Annotated in this window: 20 protein-coding genes; 3 read left to right on the forward strand and 17 right to left on the reverse strand. The window is 65.8% G+C overall.

Features of this window, described 5'->3' with window-relative positions; translation table 11 throughout:
* Positions 1-2: 2 nt before the first annotated feature.
* The 4 genes from VGU00_RS12730 to VGU00_RS12745 are packed head-to-tail and all read right to left on the reverse strand — an operon-like array spanning position 3 to position 4,609.
* On the reverse strand, positions 3-1,139 hold the full coding sequence (locus tag VGU00_RS12730; RefSeq protein WP_327469037.1) for a DegT/DnrJ/EryC1/StrS family aminotransferase: 1,137 nt from the start codon (positions 1,137-1,139) through the stop codon (positions 3-5).
* Positions 1,140-1,145: 6 nt separating this feature from the next.
* A complete protein-coding gene (locus VGU00_RS12735; protein WP_327469039.1) occupies positions 1,146-2,396 on the reverse strand; it encodes an N-succinylarginine dihydrolase in 1,251 nt (416 codons plus the stop codon).
* A 3-nt stretch (positions 2,397-2,399) separates the two neighbouring features.
* On the reverse strand, positions 2,400-3,401 hold the full coding sequence (locus VGU00_RS12740; protein WP_327469041.1) for an arginine N-succinyltransferase: 1,002 nt from the start codon (positions 3,399-3,401) through the stop codon (positions 2,400-2,402).
* On the reverse strand, positions 3,398-4,609 hold the full coding sequence (locus VGU00_RS12745) for a hydrolase (RefSeq protein WP_327469043.1): 1,212 nt from the start codon (positions 4,607-4,609) through the stop codon (positions 3,398-3,400). Before VGU00_RS12745 ends, VGU00_RS12740 begins: the two co-directional genes overlap by 4 nt.
* A gap of 192 nt (positions 4,610-4,801) precedes the next feature.
* Between VGU00_RS12745 and VGU00_RS12750 the strand changes: the two genes are divergently transcribed.
* Positions 4,802-5,977, forward strand: coding sequence for a GGDEF domain-containing protein (locus VGU00_RS12750; protein WP_327469045.1), 1,176 nt, complete (start codon positions 4,802-4,804; stop codon positions 5,975-5,977).
* A gap of 2 nt (positions 5,978-5,979) precedes the next feature.
* Here the strand turns inward: VGU00_RS12750 and VGU00_RS12755 are convergent, their stop codons facing one another.
* Complete coding sequence (locus tag VGU00_RS12755; protein WP_327469047.1) at positions 5,980-6,279, reverse strand: hypothetical protein; 300 nt, start codon at positions 6,277-6,279, stop codon at positions 5,980-5,982.
* Between the two features lie 172 nt (positions 6,280-6,451).
* On the opposite strand from VGU00_RS12755, the gene VGU00_RS12760 reads away from it, so the two are divergent.
* Positions 6,452-8,545 carry a malate synthase G gene (locus tag VGU00_RS12760; protein WP_327469049.1) on the forward strand — a complete coding sequence of 698 codons (2,094 nt, stop codon included), beginning with the start codon at positions 6,452-6,454 and terminating at the stop codon, positions 8,543-8,545.
* A gap of 152 nt (positions 8,546-8,697) precedes the next feature.
* On the opposite strand, the gene VGU00_RS12765 is transcribed toward VGU00_RS12760, so the two are convergent.
* From VGU00_RS12765 to VGU00_RS12800, 8 genes are all read right to left on the reverse strand, one after another.
* Entirely contained in the window at positions 8,698-9,423 is a 726-nt protein-coding gene (locus VGU00_RS12765; RefSeq protein WP_327469051.1) for a rhodanese-related sulfurtransferase, read from the reverse strand.
* Between the two features lie 28 nt (positions 9,424-9,451).
* Positions 9,452-11,467 carry a GMC family oxidoreductase N-terminal domain-containing protein gene (locus VGU00_RS12770; RefSeq protein ID WP_327469053.1) on the reverse strand — a complete coding sequence of 672 codons (2,016 nt, stop codon included), beginning with the start codon at positions 11,465-11,467 and terminating at the stop codon, positions 9,452-9,454.
* Between the two features lie 80 nt (positions 11,468-11,547).
* Complete coding sequence (locus VGU00_RS12775) at positions 11,548-12,171, reverse strand: DJ-1/PfpI family protein (RefSeq protein WP_327469055.1); 624 nt, start codon at positions 12,169-12,171, stop codon at positions 11,548-11,550.
* 28 nt (positions 12,172-12,199) lie between these two features.
* A complete protein-coding gene (locus VGU00_RS12780) occupies positions 12,200-12,694 on the reverse strand; it encodes a hypothetical protein (RefSeq protein ID WP_327469057.1) in 495 nt (164 codons plus the stop codon).
* A gap of 68 nt (positions 12,695-12,762) precedes the next feature.
* Positions 12,763-13,686: a CDF family Co(II)/Ni(II) efflux transporter DmeF gene (gene dmeF / locus VGU00_RS12785; protein ID WP_327469059.1), complete on the reverse strand. Its 924-nt coding sequence runs from the start codon at positions 13,684-13,686 to the stop codon at positions 12,763-12,765.
* A gap of 106 nt (positions 13,687-13,792) precedes the next feature.
* Positions 13,793-15,100: a caspase family protein gene (locus VGU00_RS12790; protein ID WP_327469060.1), complete on the reverse strand. Its 1,308-nt coding sequence runs from the start codon at positions 15,098-15,100 to the stop codon at positions 13,793-13,795.
* Positions 15,101-15,118: 18 nt separating this feature from the next.
* Positions 15,119-15,742, reverse strand: a complete 624-nt coding sequence (locus VGU00_RS12795) for a class I SAM-dependent methyltransferase (RefSeq protein ID WP_327469062.1) — start codon at positions 15,740-15,742, stop codon at positions 15,119-15,121.
* Positions 15,739-16,749 carry a hypothetical protein gene (locus VGU00_RS12800; protein WP_327469064.1) on the reverse strand — a complete coding sequence of 337 codons (1,011 nt, stop codon included), beginning with the start codon at positions 16,747-16,749 and terminating at the stop codon, positions 15,739-15,741. Before VGU00_RS12800 ends, VGU00_RS12795 begins: the two co-directional genes overlap by 4 nt.
* 91 nt (positions 16,750-16,840) lie before the next feature.
* Between VGU00_RS12800 and trxB the strand changes: the two genes are divergently transcribed.
* The gene (gene trxB, locus VGU00_RS12805; RefSeq protein WP_327469066.1) at positions 16,841-17,806 is read left to right on the forward strand and encodes a thioredoxin-disulfide reductase; all 966 of its coding nucleotides are present in this window, start codon (positions 16,841-16,843) and stop codon (positions 17,804-17,806) included.
* On the opposite strand, the gene VGU00_RS12810 is transcribed toward trxB, so the two are convergent.
* The 4 genes from VGU00_RS12810 to VGU00_RS12825 all read right to left on the reverse strand — a co-directional run bounded on the left by VGU00_RS12810 (position 17,803) and on the right by VGU00_RS12825 (position 20,505).
* The gene (locus VGU00_RS12810; protein ID WP_327469068.1) at positions 17,803-18,621 is read right to left on the reverse strand and encodes a hydrolase 1, exosortase A system-associated; all 819 of its coding nucleotides are present in this window, start codon (positions 18,619-18,621) and stop codon (positions 17,803-17,805) included. The genes trxB and VGU00_RS12810 overlap by 4 nt on opposite strands.
* Positions 18,606-19,223 carry a hypothetical protein gene (locus VGU00_RS12815; RefSeq protein ID WP_327469070.1) on the reverse strand — a complete coding sequence of 206 codons (618 nt, stop codon included), beginning with the start codon at positions 19,221-19,223 and terminating at the stop codon, positions 18,606-18,608. The genes VGU00_RS12810 and VGU00_RS12815 overlap by 16 nt, the downstream gene beginning before the upstream one ends.
* A gap of 65 nt (positions 19,224-19,288) precedes the next feature.
* A complete protein-coding gene (locus VGU00_RS12820) occupies positions 19,289-19,555 on the reverse strand; it encodes an acyl carrier protein (protein ID WP_327469072.1) in 267 nt (88 codons plus the stop codon).
* A complete protein-coding gene (locus tag VGU00_RS12825; RefSeq protein ID WP_327469074.1) occupies positions 19,552-20,505 on the reverse strand; it encodes a GNAT family N-acetyltransferase in 954 nt (317 codons plus the stop codon). Before VGU00_RS12825 ends, VGU00_RS12820 begins: the two co-directional genes overlap by 4 nt.
* Between the last annotated feature and the right edge of the window lie 28 nt (positions 20,506-20,533).

Below are 20,533 nucleotides of genomic sequence, written 5' to 3' on the forward strand. Positions count from 1 at the left end.
GCCTAACCCGCGCGGTTTCGCAATATGTCGATGAGCGCGGAGCAGACTTCGTCGACCGTTGCGAGGGGGAGGTCGGCGCCGCAGGGCAGATAAAATCCGGCGTCGGATATCCGCTCGGCAACCGGGAAGGCATTGCCCGCGAAACGACCCTCGCGTTCGAACACGGGCTGGCGGTGCATCGGCCAGAAGAAGGGGCGCGCTTCGATCCCGCGCGCGGCAAGCAGCGCGATCACGCCGTCGACATCGGCGCGGTTCGCATCGCGGAGCAGCATGCCGGCGGCCCAATAGCTGTTCGGTCCCTGCGCGAGCGCCATCGGCGGCAGGACGAGTTCGTCGATATGTTGCAGCCGGTCGCGATAGGCGAGGCCGATCGCACGCTTGCGGGCAAGCCGCGCCTCGAGCCCATCGAGCTGGGCGAGCCCGAACGCTGCGGCAAGGCTGCCAAGTCGGTAATTCCACCCGATGTCGTCATGGACGAAGCGCCGGTCGGGCTGGGCGCCAAGGTCGCGATAGGCGCGCGCGCGCGCTGCGATCGCAGGGTCGTCGGTCAGCACCATGCCGCCTTCGCCGGTGGTGACATTCTTGTTCGCGAAAAAGCTGAAGCTGCTGACCGCGCCGAAACTGCCGCAAGGCCGCTCGCGACAGGTGGCGCCGATCATCTGCGAAGCGTCCTCGACGATGACGATGCCGTGGCGCATCGCGAGCGCCTCGAACGCCTCCATATCGGCCGGCAGCCCGTAAAGGTGCGGCATCATGATTGCACGCGTCCGCGTCGTGATGCGCCGTTCGGCGTCGGCGGGGTCGATGCACCAGCTCGATGGCTCCGAGTCCGCCAGCACCGGGGTCGCGCCGACGCGCAGGATCGCAAGCGCGCAGGAAATGATCGTGTGTGCCGGCAGCACGACCTCGTCGCCCGCGCCGATCCCGAGCGCCGCCAGCGCCACTTCCAGCGCGGCGCTGCCATTGCTGACCGCGATCCCGAAACGCCGTCCGGCGCGCGCGGCCACGGCCGCCTCGAACCGTTCGATCCACGGCCCGCGCGACGAGATCCAGCCTTCCTCAAGGCATTGCTTCAGCAGCCGCTCCTCTTCGCCCGATAGGCTGGGGCTGCTGACGGGAACGGGCCGCTTTTCCGGCATTCGCGATCAGGCGAGTTCGCCGAGATCGAGCCGGTCGAGCAGCGCCGCGCGCGCCTTGCGGACATCGGACGCCAACGCCGCCGAAGCGAGGTCGCCGGGAGCGATCGCCTCGGGCCAATGTTTCGCGACGACCTCCGCGATCCGGTCGAGTTTCGCCTCGTCGGCGATGAAGCGCGGGTCGACCGTCGCTGGATCGGCAACGACGCGCAGGCGAAGGCAGGCGGGACCGCCGCCGTTCGCCATCGACTGACGGACGTTGACCGGCAGTAGCCGGCGGATCGGGCCATTGCCGGCTACATGCGCCTTGAGCCAGTTCCACACGGCGGGCGTGTCCTGCGCCTCGGTCGGCAGCACCAGCCCCATGCCGCCGCCGTCGGGCAGGCTGACCAGCTGGGCGTTGAACAGATAGGATTTGATCGCGTCGGGCAGGGTCACCGCGCTCGCGGGAACTTCGACGATCTCGACCGCAGGGAAGGCCGCGCGGATTTCGGCGTGTGCGCCCTCGCGGTCTTCGAACGCCGTCTCGTGGGTGAACAGCACATGCTCGTTCGCGACCGCAACGACATCGTTATGGAACGCGCCGCCCTGGATCGCAGTATCCGACTGGCGGATGAAGAGCGTGCGCGCGGGATCGAGTCGATGGTGGCGTGCGATCGCTTTCGACGCGTCGAGATGCTGGCGCGCGGGGAAGCGCCCGCCACCGACGCCATAGACGAAGATTTCGACGCCTTGCCCGTCGTGACCGCTGCACAGCCGCATATGGTTCGCCGCGCCCTCGTCGCCGAAGGGCGCTGGGACAGGGGCATGTACGGCAAAGGCGGCGTGCGCGAAAGCCAGACGAAGCTGCGCCAGCGTGCCCGGCCATTCATGGCTGCGATGCGGCATGGTGACGAGGTTCGCGACGGTCAGGTGGCATTTGCCATCGGCGCTGTCGGGGGCGGGCGAGACGGTCGCGGCGTTTGCGGCCCACATCGACGAAGCCGACCAGGCCTGCGCGCGCAAATGACCTTCGGCCTCCTCGGTCGTCGTGCCCAGCGCCTCGAGCCATTTCGCATCGGGACGATCGAGCGGCATGAAGAAACCCTGCGGCAGGCCAAGCGTGAGATTGTGGCGCATCTTTTCGATGCCCTGCAGCGCCGCGGCGCGCGGTTCCGACACATCGCCGGCATTGTTTGCCGACGCGATATTGCCGCGGCTGAGGCCGGCATAATTGTGGCTGGGACCGATGATCCCGTCGAAATTGATCTCGTTGAGCATGGTCTAGCGTCCGATCCAGCTGATTTTGTGGCCGGCTTCGACGTTCAAAATGCGTGCGGTCTCGGCGTCGATCGTGCCGTCGGCACCGACCTTGCCGAAACAGCAACGGAAATCGGCGAGCCGCCCGGTCGCGATCAGCGCATCCTCGCCGCCTTCGGCAACGCCCGCTACCTCGACATGTTTCGCATCGCGGATGCTCGCGACCTGGTCGGTGCGCGCCGTCATCGTCGGACCGCCGTCGAAGATGTCGACGTAATTTTCGAACGCGAAGCCCTCATTCTCCAGCATGCGCATCGCGGCGCGCCCGGTGGGGTGGGGGACGCCGATCACGCTGCGCGCATGATCGCCCAGCATCGCGATATAGACCGGATGCTTCGGCATCAGGTCGGCGATGAACTGGTTGCCGTGCACGGCGTTGAACTGGTCGGCTTCCTGGAAATTCATCCCGAAGAATTTGCCTGCGACCCCATCCCAGAAGGGCGACCCGCCGGCCTCGTCGATGACGCCGCGCAGCTCGGCGAGGATGCGGTCGCCGAAACGTGCGCGGTGGCACGCGATGAAAAGGTAACGCGACCGCGCGAGCAGCAGCCCGAGCCCGCCCGCGCGCGCCGCGGGATGCAGGAACAGCCCGCCAACCTCGCTCGCGCCGTTGAGATCGTTGCTCAGCATCAGCACCTGCGCGTGAAAGGTGCGGCCGAGCTGTTCGCTATGCTTGCTGTCGGTGCCGATGCGATAGGAATAGAAAGGCCAGCGCTGGCCGACCTGCCCGAAGATTTGGCAGGTACCGCGGACTTCGCCGCTGTCGAGGTCTTCGAGCACCATCAGGTAAAGCTCGTCGGCGGGATATTCCTTTTCCGACGCGAAACCGGCTTCGGCGCGTTCGAGCTTGGCGCGCAGCGCCTTCTTGTCGGGGGGCAGGTTGGTGAAGCCGCCACCGGTCAGCTTCGCCATTTCGTAGATGCTCTGCAGGTCGCCCGGCTTGGCCGCCCGGATCACATAATTCACACAGTCCCCCGTTCCGCTATTCTTGTCATGGTGAGTGCCGACAGCTGCGCGCGTTCGGCGAGGCTGCCCGTAATCAGGAATTCGTCTGACGAATGGATCGCGCCGCCGCGCGGACCCATGGTGTCGACTACCGGCACGCCGCACGCGGCGATATTGTTGCCGTCGCACACGCCGCCGGTCGCGTTCCAGCTGATCGGCGGCAGCCCGAGCGCCGCGCCGCAGTCGCGCACCAGTTCGAACAGGCGCATCGCCGCGGCATCGAGCGGTTTGGGCGGGCGGTTGAAGCCGCCATGGACGTGGCAATGCACATCATGCTCGCGCGATATCGCCGCGATCGCGTCGCGCATCGCGGCTTCGGCCGCTGCCATCGCATCGGGCGTCATCGGACGCATGTTGACGCGGAGAATTGCCTGATCGGGGACGATATTATTGGGCCCGCCGCCGTCGATCTTCGCCGGGTTGACCTTTAGCACGTCGGACTTGAGCGCGCCGAGCCGCAACGCGAGGTCGGCGGCGGCGAGCAGCGCGTTGCGGCCGTCCTGCGGGTTGCGCCCGGCATGCGCGGCGCGGCCGTGGACGATCACCGAGAAATTGCCGCTACCCGGCCGCGCCCCCGCCAGCGTGCCGTCGGGCAGCGCGGGTTCATAGGTCAGCGCGGCGGTCTTGCCCTTCGCCAGTTCGGCGATCAGCCGCGCCGATGCCTGGCTCCCCGTTTCTTCGTCGCTGTTGATCATCACGTCATAGCCGATGCGGCTCGCGAGCGGCGATGCCTCCAGCGCGGTCAGCGCCGCAAGGATCACCGAAATGCCCGCCTTCATATCGGCGGTGCCGGGGCCGTTGAGTACGCCGTCCTCCAGCCATTTCAGCGTCTGGAACGGATGGTCGGCGGCGAACACCGTGTCCATGTGCCCGGTCAGCAGCAACTGCACCGGCGCGTTGGGGCGCACGCGGACGTGCAGATGGTCGCCGCGCTGGATCGTATTGACGCGGCCGGCGCTGTCGACGCTCTCGACCGGATCGGCCGCCACGAGCCGGACATCGCCGGGCAATGCGGCAAATGCGTCGGCGAGCAACCCGGCGACGGTTTTCAATCCCGCCAGATTGCCCGTTCCGCTGTTCACCGCGGCCCATTGCTCGACCTGTGCGAGCATCGGCGCGTCAGCGGCGCGCTCGAGCGTCGGTATTTCGGTCGCCTTCAAAATGGTCATCGGGCGGCTATAGCGAGCGGGGAGCGGCTTTGGCACCCCCGGCCGGCACTTTTGTCTTTGGGGTGCGGCAGGTCACTGCCGCTGGCGGCCATTTCGATAGGGACGCGGTCGAATTTCGCCAATGCGCAGCGCATTAACCAAAAGTTCGGAACCGCTTGGTTACCGTGCCTTAACCGATAAGCGAGTGAGCCGATGACTGCCGCCTTTGTGCTTGGCATCAATATGTCCGTCGCCGGCATTTTTGCCGTGGCCTTTGCCGTGGTCGCCGTAACCAATCGTCTGGCCCGCGGGGCTTGGTGGCTCGCCCTTGGCTGCAGCATGGGCATCGTGAACGTCGGGCTCGAATTCCTGCTTCGACAACAGGCGGACCCGGTGCCCGTGAGTGTCGGCATTTTCCTGGTCTTCCTGTCGGCGCTCAGTTTCGCGTTGATCGGCGTCGCGCGTCACTATCGCGTCGAGCCGCCCTGGACCGCGATGACCGCGATCTGGATCGCGACGGTACTGCTGGTGCCCGTCATCTTCAGCATGACCTACGGCACACTACCACGGCTTGCGCTCTATCAGCTGCCCTATTTCGCGATGCAGGGGCTGTTCGGAATCATGATCTGGCGCTCGGGACGCCGGCAGCCGCTCGATCTGCTCCTGGCGGCGCTTCAGGCGGTATCGGCGCTGATCTATCTGCTGAAACCGTTGTTCGCGATGATGGTGGGAACCGCCCGAACGCCGCAGGGCTATATGGAGACAACCTATGCGGCCATCTCGCAAAGCGGCAGCGTGGTGGTACTGATGGCGACCGGGCTCGTTATGCTGCTGGTCACGATGCGTGACACCACGGCGGAGATGATCGCCCGTTCCGAAACCGATCCGCTGTCGGGTGTCCTGAACCGCCGCGGCTTCGAACGCCATGCCGAAAGCGCGCTCGCGCGCGGCAACGACGATATGGTGCTGATCGCCGCCGACCTCGACCATTTCAAACAGATCAACGACAGCTTCGGTCATGCCGCGGGCGACGGCGTCATTGCGCATTTTGCCGCGATGCTGACGAAGGTCGCGCCTCCCGATGCGATCGTCGGCCGCGTCGGCGGCGAGGAGTTCGCGGTCCTGTTGCCCGCTGCGCTGCTGTCCGATGGCCGCCTCTATGCCGAGGCGGTTCGCACGACCTTTGCACAGGTGCAGTTGCCGGTGCTCGGCGTCGATCGCCACTTCACCGCTTCGTTCGGTGTGGCGCAGCTGATGCGGCCCGAAAATTTGCCCGACCTGCTACACCGCGCCGACACGGCGCTCTACCGTGCCAAGGCGGGTGGCCGGAATCAGGTTCGCGTTGCGATTGCCGAACTTGCCCCGGCGCCCGCACTCGGCGTCGCCTGATTTCAGACGGCGAGGAGCGGCGTGTCTTCTTCGCGGGGGGCTGCGGCTTCGAAGCCGGGCAGGGGATCGAACGTCTCTTCGGTCAATTCGATCGATGCCAGCCCGCCAAGCTTGAAATGGCCAAGCCGCGGATCTTCGTCCGACCGCCAATTCTTGTTCAGATTCAGGGCGCTGATAAACAGGTCGCCGTGACGTTCGAAGAGCAGGTGCGGGGCCAGCGTCAGGATCTGACCGTTATAATGGGCGGTGACCATGCGCTTGCGCGCGATGGCTTCCATCAGTTTCAATCGTGTGTCGTCCATGGTTTCCAGGATCGTTCTTGGGGAGAGAATGTTATGTTGTGCGCCGCAGCATATTGTATACGGGCGCGATTGGAAAGGACCCATTGCCAATTAAAACCAATCGCGGCATAGCGCGGCGGCCCTTTCCTCCCCGGATCCACTGGCGCAGCCGCGCCGACCAGAGGGTGTTTACATGACAGAATTTCTCGATCGCTCCGGCCTGTCCGTCGATTCGCGTCTCGCCGATTTCGTCGAGCAGCGCGCACTGCCCGGCACGGGGCTGGACGCTACCAAATTCTGGAATGATTTTGCGGACCTGCTGGGCAAATTTGCACCCGAAAATGCGGCCCTGCTGGCAAAACGCGAGGATTTACAGGCGCAGATCGACGCCTGGCACAAGGGCCGGGAGGGGCAGGCGCATGATGCCGCCGCCTATCAGGCCCTCCTGCGCGAGATCGGCTATCTTGTCCCCGAACCCGCGCCGTTTCAGGTCGGCACGCAGAATGTCGATCCCGAGATTGCGACGATGGCGGGGCCTCAACTCGTCGTGCCGGCATTGAACGCGCGCTTCGCGCTCAACGCCGCCAATGCGCGCTGGGGCAGCCTCTACGATGCCTTTTACGGCACCGACGCGCTCGACGTGCCGCCGGCGAAGCCCGGCGGTTATGATGAAGCGCGCGGCGCGGCGGTGATCGCGCGCGCCAAGGCTTTCCTCGACGAAGCGGTGCCGCTCGCATCGGGAAGCTGGGCCGACTGGCAGGGCGGCCAATTGACCCTTGCCGATCCGGCGCAATGGGTTGGCAGCAAGCCCGGCGGCATATTGCTGCGCCACAACGGCCTGCACATCGAGCTGGTGATCGATTCGGCGAGCGCGATCGGCCGGACCGACCCCGCCGGCATCGCCGACGTGTTGCTCGAAGCCGCGCTGACGACGATCATCGACCTCGAGGACAGTGTGGCGGCGGTCGACGGCGAGGACAAGACGCTCGGCTACGCCAACTGGCTCGGCCTGATGCGCGGCGACCTTGTCGAAAGCTTCGATAAGGGCGGTCGGACCGTCACCCGCGCGATGGACGCCGACCGCGAATGGACTTCGCCGTCGGGCGACGCGTTCACTCTCCACGGCCGCAGCGTGATGTTCGTGCGCAACGTCGGCCATCTGATGACGACGCCGATGATCAAGCTGCCGAACGGCGCCGAGGCGCCCGAAGGGCTGTGCGACGCCGTCATCACCAGCCTTTGCTCGCTCCACGATCTCCAGGGGCTCGGCACGCGCACCAACAGCCGCGCGGGCAGCATCTATATCGTCAAGCCGAAGCAGCATGGACCCGAGGAGTGCGGCTTCACGAACCGCCTGTTCGACGCGGTCGAGGATATGCTCGGCCTCGCGCGCCACACGATCAAGGTCGGCGTCATGGACGAGGAACGCCGCACCTCGGCCAACCTTGCGGCGTGCATCGAGGCGGTGAAGGACCGCATCGTCTTCATCAACACGGGCTTCCTCGATCGCACCGGCGATGAAATCCACACCTCGATGCGCGCGGGGCCGATGATTCCCAAGGGCGAGATGAAGGCGAGCGATTGGATCGCCAGCTACGAGGATCGCAACGTCCGCATCGGGCTCGCCTGCGGGCTCAGCGGCAAGGCGCAGATCGGCAAGGGTATGTGGGCGATGCCCGACCTCATGAAAGCGATGCTCGACGCGAAGATCGGTCATCCCAAGAGCGGCGCGAACACCGCATGGGTGCCGTCGCCGACCGCTGCGACGCTCCACGCACTTCATTATCATCGGGTCGACGTGTTCGCGCGGCAGAAGGAAATCGCGGGTGAGGCGGTGCCATCCCTCGATCGCCTGCTCGCTATCCCCGTCGCCACCGGGCGCAACTGGAGCGAGGCTGAAATCACGCGCGAACTCGACAATAATTGCCAGGGCATCCTAGGCTATGTCGTGCGCTGGGTCGATCAGGGTGTCGGCTGCTCGAAGGTACCCGACATCGACGATGTCGGCCTGATGGAAGACCGCGCGACGCTGCGTATCAGCTCGCAGGCGCTCGCCAACTGGCTGCTCCACGGCGTCTGCACCGAGGCACAGGTCGACGCTGCGCTGGTGCGCATGGCGGCAAAGGTCGACGCGCAGAATGCCGGCGATGCGCTGTACGAAAAGCTGACCCCCGACGGCATCGCATATCGCGCCGCGCGCGCGCTGATCTTGGAGGGCGTGACCCAGCCGTCGGGCTATACCGAGCCGCTGCTCCATAAATATCGGCAGATGAAGAAAGCGGCCTGAGCGGCGGCTCACGATCGGTTGCGGCCGACAGAGATGTGAACCCCGGCGAAAGCCGGGGCCCAGAACTCCGACGCGACCCTAATGTTGCCGCAGTGGGCCCCGGCTTTCGTCGGGGTGCACGAAGGGGAAGCTCACTACCCCAAAGCCGCCATCTATTTCTTCTCGCCCACCTCGACGAGCCCGTGTCCGACACTCACGCGCTCGTCGAAGACGAAGCAGCTGCCGTGCCAGCGGCTGTCGGCTTCAGGAACCTGCTCCAGATAGGCGAGGATGCCGCCCTTCAAGTGAACGACATCCTCGACGCCCTCGTGACGCAGGAAGGCGGTCGATTTTTCGCAGCGGATGCCGCCGGTGCAGAACATCGCGACGCGCTTGCCCGCGAAGCGGTCGGCGTTGGCGCGCCACCAGTCGGGGAAATCGCCGAAACTCTTCGTTTCGGGATCGATCGCCCCCGCGAAGCTGCCATAGCCGACCTCGAAGCCGTTGCGCGTGTCGATCAGCACGGTGTCCGGATCGTCGACCACTGCGTTCCAGTCGGCGGGGTCGACATAGGGCGCGGCATTGCGCGCGGGGTCGAGCCCCGGCACCTTTATCGTGACGATCTCTTTCTTCAAACGCACCTTCATCCGCTGGAACGGCATGGCGGCGGCAGTCGAATATTTGACGTCGAGTTCGGCGCAGTCGGGAAGGCCGCGGATATGCTCCAGTACCGCTGCGATTCCCGCCTCGCTGCCTGCGATCGTCCCGTTCACACCCTCGCGCGCGAGCAGCAATGTGCCCATGACGCCCAGATCGGCGCACAGGTCGACGAGCGGCTGGCGCAAGACGGCGGGATCGTCGAACGACGCAAAACGATAGAGGGCGGCAACCTGAAACATGCGCGCGCCACATAGGCGCGATTACGGCTCAGCGAAAGGGATCGTGCCGACCGGTGGCATATTGCGCCATCGCCATCGTCGTCCATTGCGCGTTGACGCGAATGCAGCTCGGGAAGACGCTCGCGTCGGTGACGAACACATTGGTCGTTTCATGGACGCGGCAATCGAGGTCGACGACGCCGTGCTGCGGATCTTCGTTCATCGCATTGCCGCCGTGCGGATGGCTGCTCGACAGGGTGACATCGTCCTGTTCGCGGATCGCGCCCCGGAAAAAGGCATCGACGTCCATGTCGGGCGTGATCTTTTGCCCCTTGGCCAGCGCGGGATAGCATTCGAGCGCGCCCGCGGCGAAATGCACCTTGGTCAGCGTCGCCATCGCACGGCGCAGCATCGGGAGATCGTCCTGCACATCGAGCCGGAAGGCGAGCTTTCCGTCCTTCACGCGACCGCGCCGGTCGGCGGGGAACAAGATGCCCGCCGAATGGACGCGGCCGAAATTCTTCATCCGCGCCGCATGGTCGCCGAACCAGCCCGGCATCAGCGACGCCATCGACATCGGCGGCTGGAAATGGCTTTCGAGCAGGAAGTCGCCGCAATCGACATAGCTCGACATCTGGTCTTCGTCCCACGCGTCACCACCGACGCCGCCCGGCATCAGCGCGACCACCGGCGAGGCGACGTTGAGCGAGACCTGGTAGCCCGTCCCGTCGATGTCGCTGCGGTCGAGCAGTTTCGACGAGGCGATCGTCCCCGCCGCGACGACGACGCCGACGCGGGCGCGCACGAGCGTCTTCGATCCGTCGGGCAGGATCAATTTGACCGCCTCGGCCTCGCGCCGGCCGTCATAGGCGGTCTGCCAGACGATGCGGTCGGCTTTTGTGTTCGGCAGGATGCGCGCGCCATGATCGCGGCACGCATCGGGCAGATAGGTCTGCGCGATTCCCATCCGCCGGCCATAAGCGCAGCCCGAATTGCAATAGCCGCAATAGGCGCAGGCATTCACCGTGTTTGGCGGCCCGAAATTCTTGGCGAACCAGTCGGTGACGGCGCGCTGTTCGCGCGGGTCGCTCGATGCCGCGGCGTAGGCGCGCCACCCCTCGATCAGATGCGGGCCATTGTGCCGCCCGCTGCGCGGTTCGATCGGCGCGATGCCCAGCCGTTCGCGCACCGCATCATAGCTGGCGTGAAAGGCGGCGACGTCGACCGGCGCGCCGATGCTCGCCCATTTGGCGAGCACGTCCTGCGCGTCGGGGTGGGTGCGTCCCGCTTCGTTGACGCGCAAGCATATCCCGTTGTTGATCGTCGACGACCCGCCGACGCAGCGCCCCTGAAACACCACGAAATCGCGGTTGGTCGAGGTTTGCAGCGCGCCATGCTTGTAGAGATTGGCAATCATGTCGAGTTCGTGATGCGTGATCGCATGGCTGGGATAGAAAGGCCCCGCCTCGACGATCAGCACCTTATAGCCCTGTGCCGCGACATTATGGGCCGCAACGCCGCCGCCCGCGCCCGATCCGATGACAATCACATCATATTCGTCATCGAGGCTGTTCGCGTCGAGGATATGCGTGGGGTCGATCTCGCGATCGCGCACCGGCGTCAACGGCACCTCTGCGGTGCCGCGCTGCCGGAATTTGGGCAGGGTAAAACCGATCTGGCGATGCACCGGATTGGCGGCGTTTGCGTCCTGGTCGCCGGGTTCGAGCCCCGCCTGCCAATGGCCATAATAGCAGGCGTAGATGATGCCGCGCAGCCGGGCCATGTCCTGAAACAGGTCGATCTGGCTGTTCTGGAGCCGGTCGCGGAGCTTTTCGGCACGCCCCGCGACATCGTCCTCGGTAAAGAAGGGGCCGCCGAGCACCAGTTCGGTCGCGGTGAGCGACAGGCGTATCTCGTCGAGCTTCGTGCCGCCCACCTTGGCGAACAGGTCGCAGACGTTGGTGACGACCTGATCGGGCGTGATCGCCATGTCCGCACCGTGGAACAGCGCCTCGGTCAGCGCTTTCAAAAATCTGAGCTGCCCGAAATTGAACGGTGCCGTCATTGCCTGCCCCCTGTTTGCGCACGCCGCAAAATGCCGCGCTATAGCGGGGACAGGCAAGCTGTATTGTACGGGATCGCCAGTTATGCGGTCCGGGCCAGCGCCTCGACCGGCAGGAAGGGCCGCACCGCGGCCATTGCCCGGTCGACATAAGCGGCCTTTTCGCCGACGGGCGCGACATAATGGAGGGCTTCTTCTGCCTCCGCCGTGCCGGCGAGCCGCGCGATGATCCACGCCGCTAGATATTGCGACGCGAGGCAACCGCCGGCGGTCGCGACATTGCCATGCGCGACAAAGGGGGCGTCGAGCACCTCGACCCCCGCCTCGATCACCCAGGGCTTGGTCGTGAGGTCGGTGCACGCCGGAAGGTCTCCGATCAGCCCGAGCTTCGCGAGCAGCAGCGTTCCCGAGCATTGCGCACCGATGAGCTGGCGGGCGGGGTCGAGCCGGATGCGGCCGAGCATCAGCGGATCGGCCGCGATCTCGCGCGTTTCGATACCGCTGCCGATGATCACCGCATCCGCCTTGGCGGCGAAGTCGAGCGGTTGCTGGCGCTCGATCGTCACGCCGTTCATCGATGTGACCTGCGGCGTTGGCGACGTGATATGCGCCTCCCAGCCCTGTCCCCGCAAACGATTGAGGATGGCGGCGGCGACGAACGAATCGAGTTCGTTGAAGCCGTCAAAGGTCAGCACCGCAATCTGCACGTCAAAACTCCTGTAAACCAAGGCCGCCCTATACCGTGCCTTCGAAACCATCCTCAAGCCAGCGCGAGCGCGCTGCATCGTCGCGCGGCGACATCAGATAGCGGCTCCACGCACCGCTTTCATGCGCGACGATTCCGAGCTCCCATACGCAGAAGGTCGGTCGCAGGACACCCGTTTGCGGCGGACAGGCCGGATCGAAGGGCGCGAAGGCTGGCATGTCGCCGTCGCGATACCAGACCGCCTCCCACAGCTCGTTCGAGCCGCGCCAGACCGAGACGAGCAGGAAATAGAAATCGGCGCCGCAGCGATGGAGAAGGACGAACCCGCAGTCGCCCGCCACGAGCGTTTCGTGCGCCCGCTCCGCGAACCAGGCGTCGCATAACAGCGCGACATCGTCCGGCACCGGCGCATCGGCGGCGGTCAGGTGATACAGCTTGAGCGCTGCACCGCCCGCATCGACGCACGCATGATAGCGGGCCCTCTTCGGATAATGGCGATAGGCGGAATCGACGGCGGCGGACATGGTGGGTGCTCCATTTGTACCCTTTATGTTCTATATACTTTTGTCCGTGACGCAATCCCCGTCGTCGATCAGCGCAGCGCGATCGTCAGATGCGCGACCGTCACGATATCCTTCAGACGGTCGCGCAATTCCTCGCACGACACGTCTCCCCTTACCTCGACGATGGCGGCGCGCGCTTCGGGGCCGACGCGCCAGACGTGGAGATCGGTCAGCGTGGCGCCGGCCGCTTCGACGCGGGCGCGGATCGCCGTGGCGGCTTCGTCGTCATTGGTATCGAGCAGAATGGCGGCGGTGTCGCGCATCAGCCCCCACGACCAGCGCGCGATGACGATCGCCCCGACGATCCCCATCGCGGGATCCATCCAGTGCCAGCCGAGATAGCGGCCGGCGAGCAGCGCGCCGATGGCGAAGAGCGAGGTCAGCGCATCGGCCAGCACATGAAAATAGGCCGAGCGGAGATTATTGTCGTGGCCGTGATGATGATGGGCATGGCCATGATGATCATGCACATGCGCATTCCCGTGATCGTGACCATGGTGGTGCCCGCCCATCAGGAGCAGCGCACTGACGATGTTGACCACAAGCCCGAGCACCGCGACGAGCGTCGCGCTCGCGAAATCGACGCGCACGGGATCGATCAGGCGCAGGAACGATTCGACCGCGATCCCGATCGAGAAAATGCCGAGGATCAGCGCCGAGGCGAAGCCCATGAGGTCGCCGACCTTGCCGGTGCCGAAACTGTAGCGCGGGTCGTGGCGATGCTTTTTGGCATAGCGATAGGCGAGCGCCGCGAGCCCGAGCGCGCCCGCATGCGTCGCCATGTGGAAGCCGTCGGCGAGCAATGCCATCGAGCCCGTCCAATACCCCGCCGCGATCTCGCCGACCATCATCACCGCCGTCAGCGCGACCACCCACAGCGTCCGCTTCGCATTCTCGTCGTGCGAAGAACCGAGGAAGTCGTGGAGATGCAGGGTGGGGACGGATTCGGACATGCGCCCTATCTATTTCGCATCGCGGCGAATTCGACAAGGTGCTGCGAAGGCAAAGCGCCAGACGGCTTTCGCCGGGGTGCACATCTATACCTGCAGCAACCGGTCGCTAGCCCACCGTCAACGTATAGGTGACCCGATAGTCGCTGGCATCGCCGTCCAGCGTCTTGGTGAAGGTCCCCGGCGTATCGCCGGGATCGATCGTCCCGATATTGTCGCTGCCGCCGATGTCGTCAAACTCGCGGAGCTGGAAGCTCACCGGTTGTTCGAAAGCGAAATTGCGGTCGACCACCCAGCTTTCGCCGCGCTTGATCGAAAAGATTTCGCGCGATCCTTCGGGAAAGCGTTCGCCGGTGTTGAAACGCAGGAACAGCTGGTCGGGCAGCCCGAGCCCGAGCCGGCCCGTCAGTTTCACCGCCTCGACGCGGACATTCGAGAGGATATATTTCTTCAACGCCGGTGCACTCGCCAGCACCGCGGCCGCGGCGGGCGGCGGCGCCTTCGGGTCCTTGGCGAGCCGCGCGACGCTTTCGTTCGCTTGCGCCGCATATTTCCCGGCCGGAAATTCGGCGAGATAGGCCTTGAACGCACTTTCATTATTCTCGGCGACCGCGCCCTTCCACATCAGGTCTTCGAGTGGGCCGCGATTACCCACCGGGGGCTGCGCCGCGCGCGGGACCAGATAGACGGGCGTGCCTGTGATGCTCGCGCTGACGAACGGCCGCTGGCTGCCCCCCGTCGCCGCGAGCACGTCGTCGCGGATCAGCCCGCCGAGCAATTGCACCGGCGTATCGGGCTGCGGCAGGCGCTTGGCGAGCGACGTGGCAAAGGGCGAATTGCCGCTCGTCCCGTCGGCGGCGGTCTGTCCCGGCGCGGCGGCGAAGATGACGAGCACATCGTCGGCCTCGACTCCCGCGAGCCCGGTCATCACTGCGCGCGTCCCCGACCGCCACGACCGGCCGAACGGATTGTTGCGGCACGAATCGAGGATCACCATGCGGATCTGCGCGCCCGACACCGCCTCCATCATCCGGTCGAGGTTGATCGCCTCATAGGGCAGGTCGAGGTCGGATTTCAGCTGCGCGTCGGTCGGGATCAGCCAGTTCTTGCCCTGCGCCTCGATCCCGTGTCCCGCATAATAGACCATCGCGACCTCGGCGCCGTCGGCCTTGGCTCGGAAATCGCGCATCGCCTTCTGGAAATCGTTGACCGCGAGGTCCGACGCGACGGTGACGTCGTCGAACCCCGCCTGCCGCGCCGACGCCGCGATTATCCGGATATCGTTCGCGGGGTTCGCCAGACGGCCGGTGTTCGCATAATCGCCGTTGCCGATCACCAGCGCGACCTTGCGTGCTTCGGCCGCCGACGGCGCGAACAGGAACAGGAGGGTGACGGTGAGCAGCCAGAAACGGATCATCTCGCAATCCTCTCTTCGTCAGGCGGGCCGCGCGGCTCCATATTCATACCAGCCGAACGGGCGCGGCGTTTTGGGGATATAGGCGGCGGCCTGCCGGTCGACGGCAAAGCCCGCCTTGGCATAGGCATCGGCGATCGGGCGGGTCAGGTGGCAATTGCCGCCGATGCGTTTCCACACCGGTTCGATCCGCCGCTGCCATTTCGCGACGCCGGCATCGGGCGCGGCGCCATGCTCGAGGAACAGCGCGGTGCCGTCCGGTTTCAGCACGCGGCGGATTTCGCTGAGCACCGCAGCCTGATCGGCCACGGAGCAGAGCGTGAAGGTCGTGACGACGGTATCGAACTGCCCGCTTTCGAACGGCATCGCCTCGCCGACGCCTTCGCGAATATTGGCATCGATCCCGCGAGCCGCCGCCGCCGCGACGCTCATCGCCAGCAATTCGGGCGAGGGGTCGAGCCCGCTGAAGCTCTCGATCTGGCCGGGGCGGTAAAATTCCATGTTGATCCCGCCGCCGCAGCCGAGTTCGAGGACATGGCCGCGAGCATGGGGCACGACCTTGCTGCGCACCTTCATGATCTGCCCCTGCGAACAGGCGCATTTGATCAGGCGCGGTGCCCCGTTACGTTCCCACCAGCTGCTCATGGCGTTGTCCCTCCCGCCTCATTCTCGATGCGCCTAGCAACGACCGCAAGCACATTGTCCTGAATATCGCCCAATATGCGCTCGCCCCACCAGCCGGCATAGGCGTTGAACGGGGTGTTCAGGCGATAGTGCGTCCATAGCCGTATCTTCGTTCGGCCATTGCTCAGCGGGATCAGGCGATATCCGCCCGAGTCGATCCATAGATGGCGTCCGTGCGGTTCGATATGCCGGTCGGTGCGTTCGTGGATCGACGGGTCGGGGAAGGCGAAACGCCATTGCAGCGCCTCGCCCGGCCGCCAGTCGGTGATGATTTCCTGAAAGCGGATATCGTCCTGCCAGTATGCGTCGCGCACCGCGCCGGGGCCTTCGCCCGTGAGATGAGCGGCGACCGGGCGCGGCAGGCGGAGCAGGTCCTGACTGACGTTCCAGCGGCCCTCGTCCTCGGCGATCGCCGGGATCGCAAGCAGTCGCGGCCAGACAGCGGTCGCGGGGGCATCGACGACGATCTCGCGAACAACGGTGCGCGTTTCGCGCGGTGGCGGCACCTGCTGATCGATCAGCAGCGCGAGAAAGGGCAGCAACAGTAGGGCATGGGCGCGAAAGGTCGCCGGATCGACCTGCCGCTGGTCGCGCCGATAGAGATAGACGGGCCAGAGCCCGAGATAGCCGAAGGCGATCCAGAAGGGCAGCGCCATCACAAGGCAGACGATACCTTCGCGAAGGAAAACGGCGCCGATGACCGTGGCGGCGAGCGCCAGCCAGATGGGAACGAGCAGGAAGGTGCTGCGCTGCCAGTTGCGGCCCATGCTGCCGGTCCAGGCGATGAAGGCGGTCAGCGCAGCGGGCAGCACGACCATCAGCGCATAACCGATGGCCCCACCCGATCCCGCCTCGGCAAGGATGAAGACCGCCAGCGCCGCAGCGAGCGCGACGATGATCGCGGCAACGAATTTCCAGCTGTCACGCCTCCGCGGTGCCGTTTCGTTCGGCATATCGTTCGTTGTCACGCGGTCTCCCCCTTGGCGCGGAAGGTGAGCCTTGCTAGCGCGGTTGGCAACACCCATCTGTGCCTGTCCGCACAGTCAATGAAAGATCGCCATGCCTGCCGTCCATCACACCAAGATGCTCATCCTCGGTTCCGGTCCCGCCGGCCTGTCGGCCGCCATCTACGCCGCGCGTGCGGGCATGATGCCGATCGTCGTGCAGGGGCTCCAGCCGGGCGGCCAGCTGACGATCACCACCGACGTCGAAAATTATCCGGGCTTTGCCGAAGTCGTGCAGGGCCCCTGGCTGATGGAACAGATGACTGCACAGGCGATGCACGTCGGCACCAGCATGATCTGGGACACGATCGTCGACGTCGATCTGTCGCGCCGCCCGTTCAAGCTGACCGGCGACGGCGGCGACGTCTATATGGCGGAAACGCTGGTGATCGCGACCGGTGCGCAGGCGAAATGGCTCGGCGTTCCGGGCGAGCAGGAACTCGGCGGCAAGGGCGTGTCGGCATGCGCGACGTGTGATGGCTTCTTCTATCGCGGCAAGAAGGTCGTGGTGATCGGCGGCGGCAACACCGCGGTCGAGGAAGCGCTTTACCTCACCAACCACAGCGACGACGTGACCCTGATCCACCGCCGCGATCACCTGCGCGCCGAAAAGATCCTGCAGGACCGGCTGATGGTCAATCCGAAGATCAAGGTTCTGTGGAACAAGCGCGTCGAGCGCTTCGTCGCGGGCGAAGGCCTGATCGGCCTCGTCGGCGTCGACCTGATCGACACGGTCACCGGCGCGGCGAGCCACGAGCCCACCGACGGCGGCTTCGTCGCGATCGGCCACAGCCCGTCGACCGAATTGTTCAAGGGCAAGCTGCCGCTGGACGATGATGGCTATCTTCAGGTGACCCCGGGCACCTCGCTGACGGCGATCCCCGGCGTGTTCGCTGCGGGCGACGTCACCGACAAGGTGTATCGCCAGGCGGTTACCGCAGCGGGCATGGGCTGCATGGCCGCGCTCGACGCCGAACGCTTCCTCGCCGAAGCCGAATATCACGCGATGGCGACCGCCTAGGCGGCGAGCGCCGCCAGGATCCGTACCGCGAGCCATTCGCCATCGTTGCCGGCAAAGCTGTGCGACGCACTGGCGAGGCGCTCGACGCGGACGGTTCCGGGGTTCTTGTCGATATAGGCGAGCGACGGGCCGCAGCTCTCCATAAAGGCCTGCGCGGTCCGGTCGCCTGTCGCGAGCAGGATCGTCACCGGACAGAGCAGTTCGGCGAGCGTGCTGTCGAGCCGGTCGGCAAGGCCGTCAGGGACAGGGGCCTGCGGCGCCTGTTTCAGCGCGGAAAGGCCGCGGAACAGTTTGCGGACGTCGATCTCGCCCTTCAGCAGGCGCAGCAGGCTCTTGGGGTCTTTCAGCCGCGACAGATATCGTGCGCGGATCGCGGAAGCGGGCGGTAGCGCCGGCTCGTCGGCCTCCTCTTCGCTGTCCTCATAGGTCCACGGATTGGCAAGGATCAGCGCATCGAGTGCTAGCGGCTGGTGTAACAACAGCGCGCTCGCGGCGTCGCAATTGCCGAAGGCGACGATACGCGTCACCTGCGGCGCTGCCTGCCGGAAGGCGGCGATGGCGGCCGCGATGTCGGGGCCGCTGGCCGTGTAGCCGCCGTTCGCACCTTCGCTGTCGCCGATCCCCCGCCGGTCGAAACGAAATACCGGATGCCCTGCTGCCGCAACACGCTGTGCCAGCATCGCCATGCCGCGATGCGCGCCGCTGCGGATTTCGTTGCCTCCCGAAACGATCAGCAACCCTGCCGTGCCCGGTGCATCGTCGTGCGTCGCGGCAAGGACGACCCCTTCGCAGGTAAAGCTCAACCGATGCCGCATGTTGTGCTCCATGCGGATATGTCGGCGGCGATCGCTTGGGCCATTGCCGCGTCCTCGCCGGGTTCGGCGCGCAGCCAGAGTGGGGTACCCATGATGCCCTCGGCGCCAAGGGCGACGCTGCGCAGCAGTTCGACGGGCTGCGCCTCGGCGCTCGCCAGCCCCGCGACCATCGCCGGCGACAGCGCGTTACCGGCGAGCAGCAGCGGCGCGCCTTTCGCGTCTTCCTGCAGGCTCTCGAGCGACGATGCCAGCCCTGCCTCACGGTCGGCGGTGACGCGTGCGCGCATCAAGGTGCGGAGCAGCGACGCGCCGCTGACGGGGGCGAGGCGCCACCATGCGGCTGCCTGCGCCCGATGATCGATCAGCGCGCCGCCACGAACCGATGCGACGACGACCGGTCCCTCAATCTCGGCCGCGACCTCGGCCAGCGCGTCCCGCCAGCGATCCAGATCCACTTCGGCCAGCGGAACGAGGCTCTCGTTCTGCCCCGGCAGGTCGGGCAGCAGCGCTGCGAATCCTCCGGCCGCGAGCGCACGCATCGCCAGCACCAACGTGCGGCGCGTGCGGTTCGCTTCCTCGAACAGCGGCGGCACGATCAGCACCGTGGCGCGCGGCGCGCCTGCGGAATGAATATGCAATCGATGTTCGCTCATGCGCGCATCGACGGTCAGCCGGTCACTTTGTGCAGCGAAAAGGCCAGCAAATTGCCATAGGTTTCAAATATTTCGCCGTCGATCTCGTCATCGTCGATCAGGATGCCCAGCCGGTCTTCCATCTCGGTCAGCACCGTCGCGACCGCCATCGAGTCGAACTCGGGCAATTCGCCGAACAGGCCGCTGTCCTCGGTCAGCGCCGCCGCGCGTGCTTCGCCCAGCCCGAGCACATCGGCGAGCAGGGCGCGGAGGGTGGCATCGACGGTATCGGGTGCAGTCACTTTTCTTTCCTCAACAGGGAACGGGCAAATGCCTTGAACGCCGGTCCCCATGCCGCGACACGCGACGGATTGAAAGCCTCGATACGCCACAGCGGATCGTGCCGGTTCATCCAGTCGCGCTTGTACGCGTCGTTACCGGTGCCGAAATCGACGCGCCGGACGCCATCGACATCGATCACATGGCGGAACAGCGCGGCGGACAGCAAGGTGCCGGGGGAGGCTTTCAAACTGTCCTCGACATGCGCGAGCTTGTGGATGAAGGCGGTACCGTCCTCGACCGTCCAGAACTGCGCCGCGACGGGGATGCCGTCGATCCGCGCGATCCCCATGCGCAGTCGCCCGCCCGCGCCCTCGACCTCGGCAAAGGCGCGGAGCAGCGCGGGGTGGCTCTCTTCGGGTTTCCAGCTCGCCGCATAAATCTGTTCATAGGCGGCCCAGCTTCCGGGGTCGAAGGCGGTCAGGAGCTGGAGATCGACGATGCCTTTCTTGGCCTTGCGCTGGACGGTGCTGCGCAGCGCGCCGGGGCGGCTGGCCCACCAGCCATCTTGATCCATATCGCCAAGATCGAGCCAGTGACGATCGCCCGCCCGGCTTTCCTTCATCCACCAGCCGGCGGCGCGCAGCGCCGACGCGATGGCCGGTCGATCCTCGTCGCGTACCGGATAGAGCGAAAGCCGCGCGGCGCGTGTGCGGAGGTCGCGAAAGAGGCGGCAGAGCGCGGCCTCCCGATCGCCTTCGCCCCGGTAAAGCGGCCGGATGGCAAAGCTGTACCAGTTCGTCAGGCCGGCGAGTTGCCCTGGCTTGTCGATGCGGAGCGGAAGGTGGGCGGTCGTCGCGCCGGCTTCCCCGAGCGCGTCGACCCGGCCGTCGCCGGCAAATCCGTGCGCGGCGAGCAGGTCGAACCATGACGCGCGATCGAAGGGCGAGGCAAAGCCTGCGGCACGCGCCACAATATCATTAGCCTGATCTTCACCGTTC

Source organism: Sphingopyxis sp. (assembly GCF_035944815.1).
In the GTDB taxonomy this organism is placed as follows: domain Bacteria; phylum Pseudomonadota; class Alphaproteobacteria; order Sphingomonadales; family Sphingomonadaceae; genus Sphingopyxis.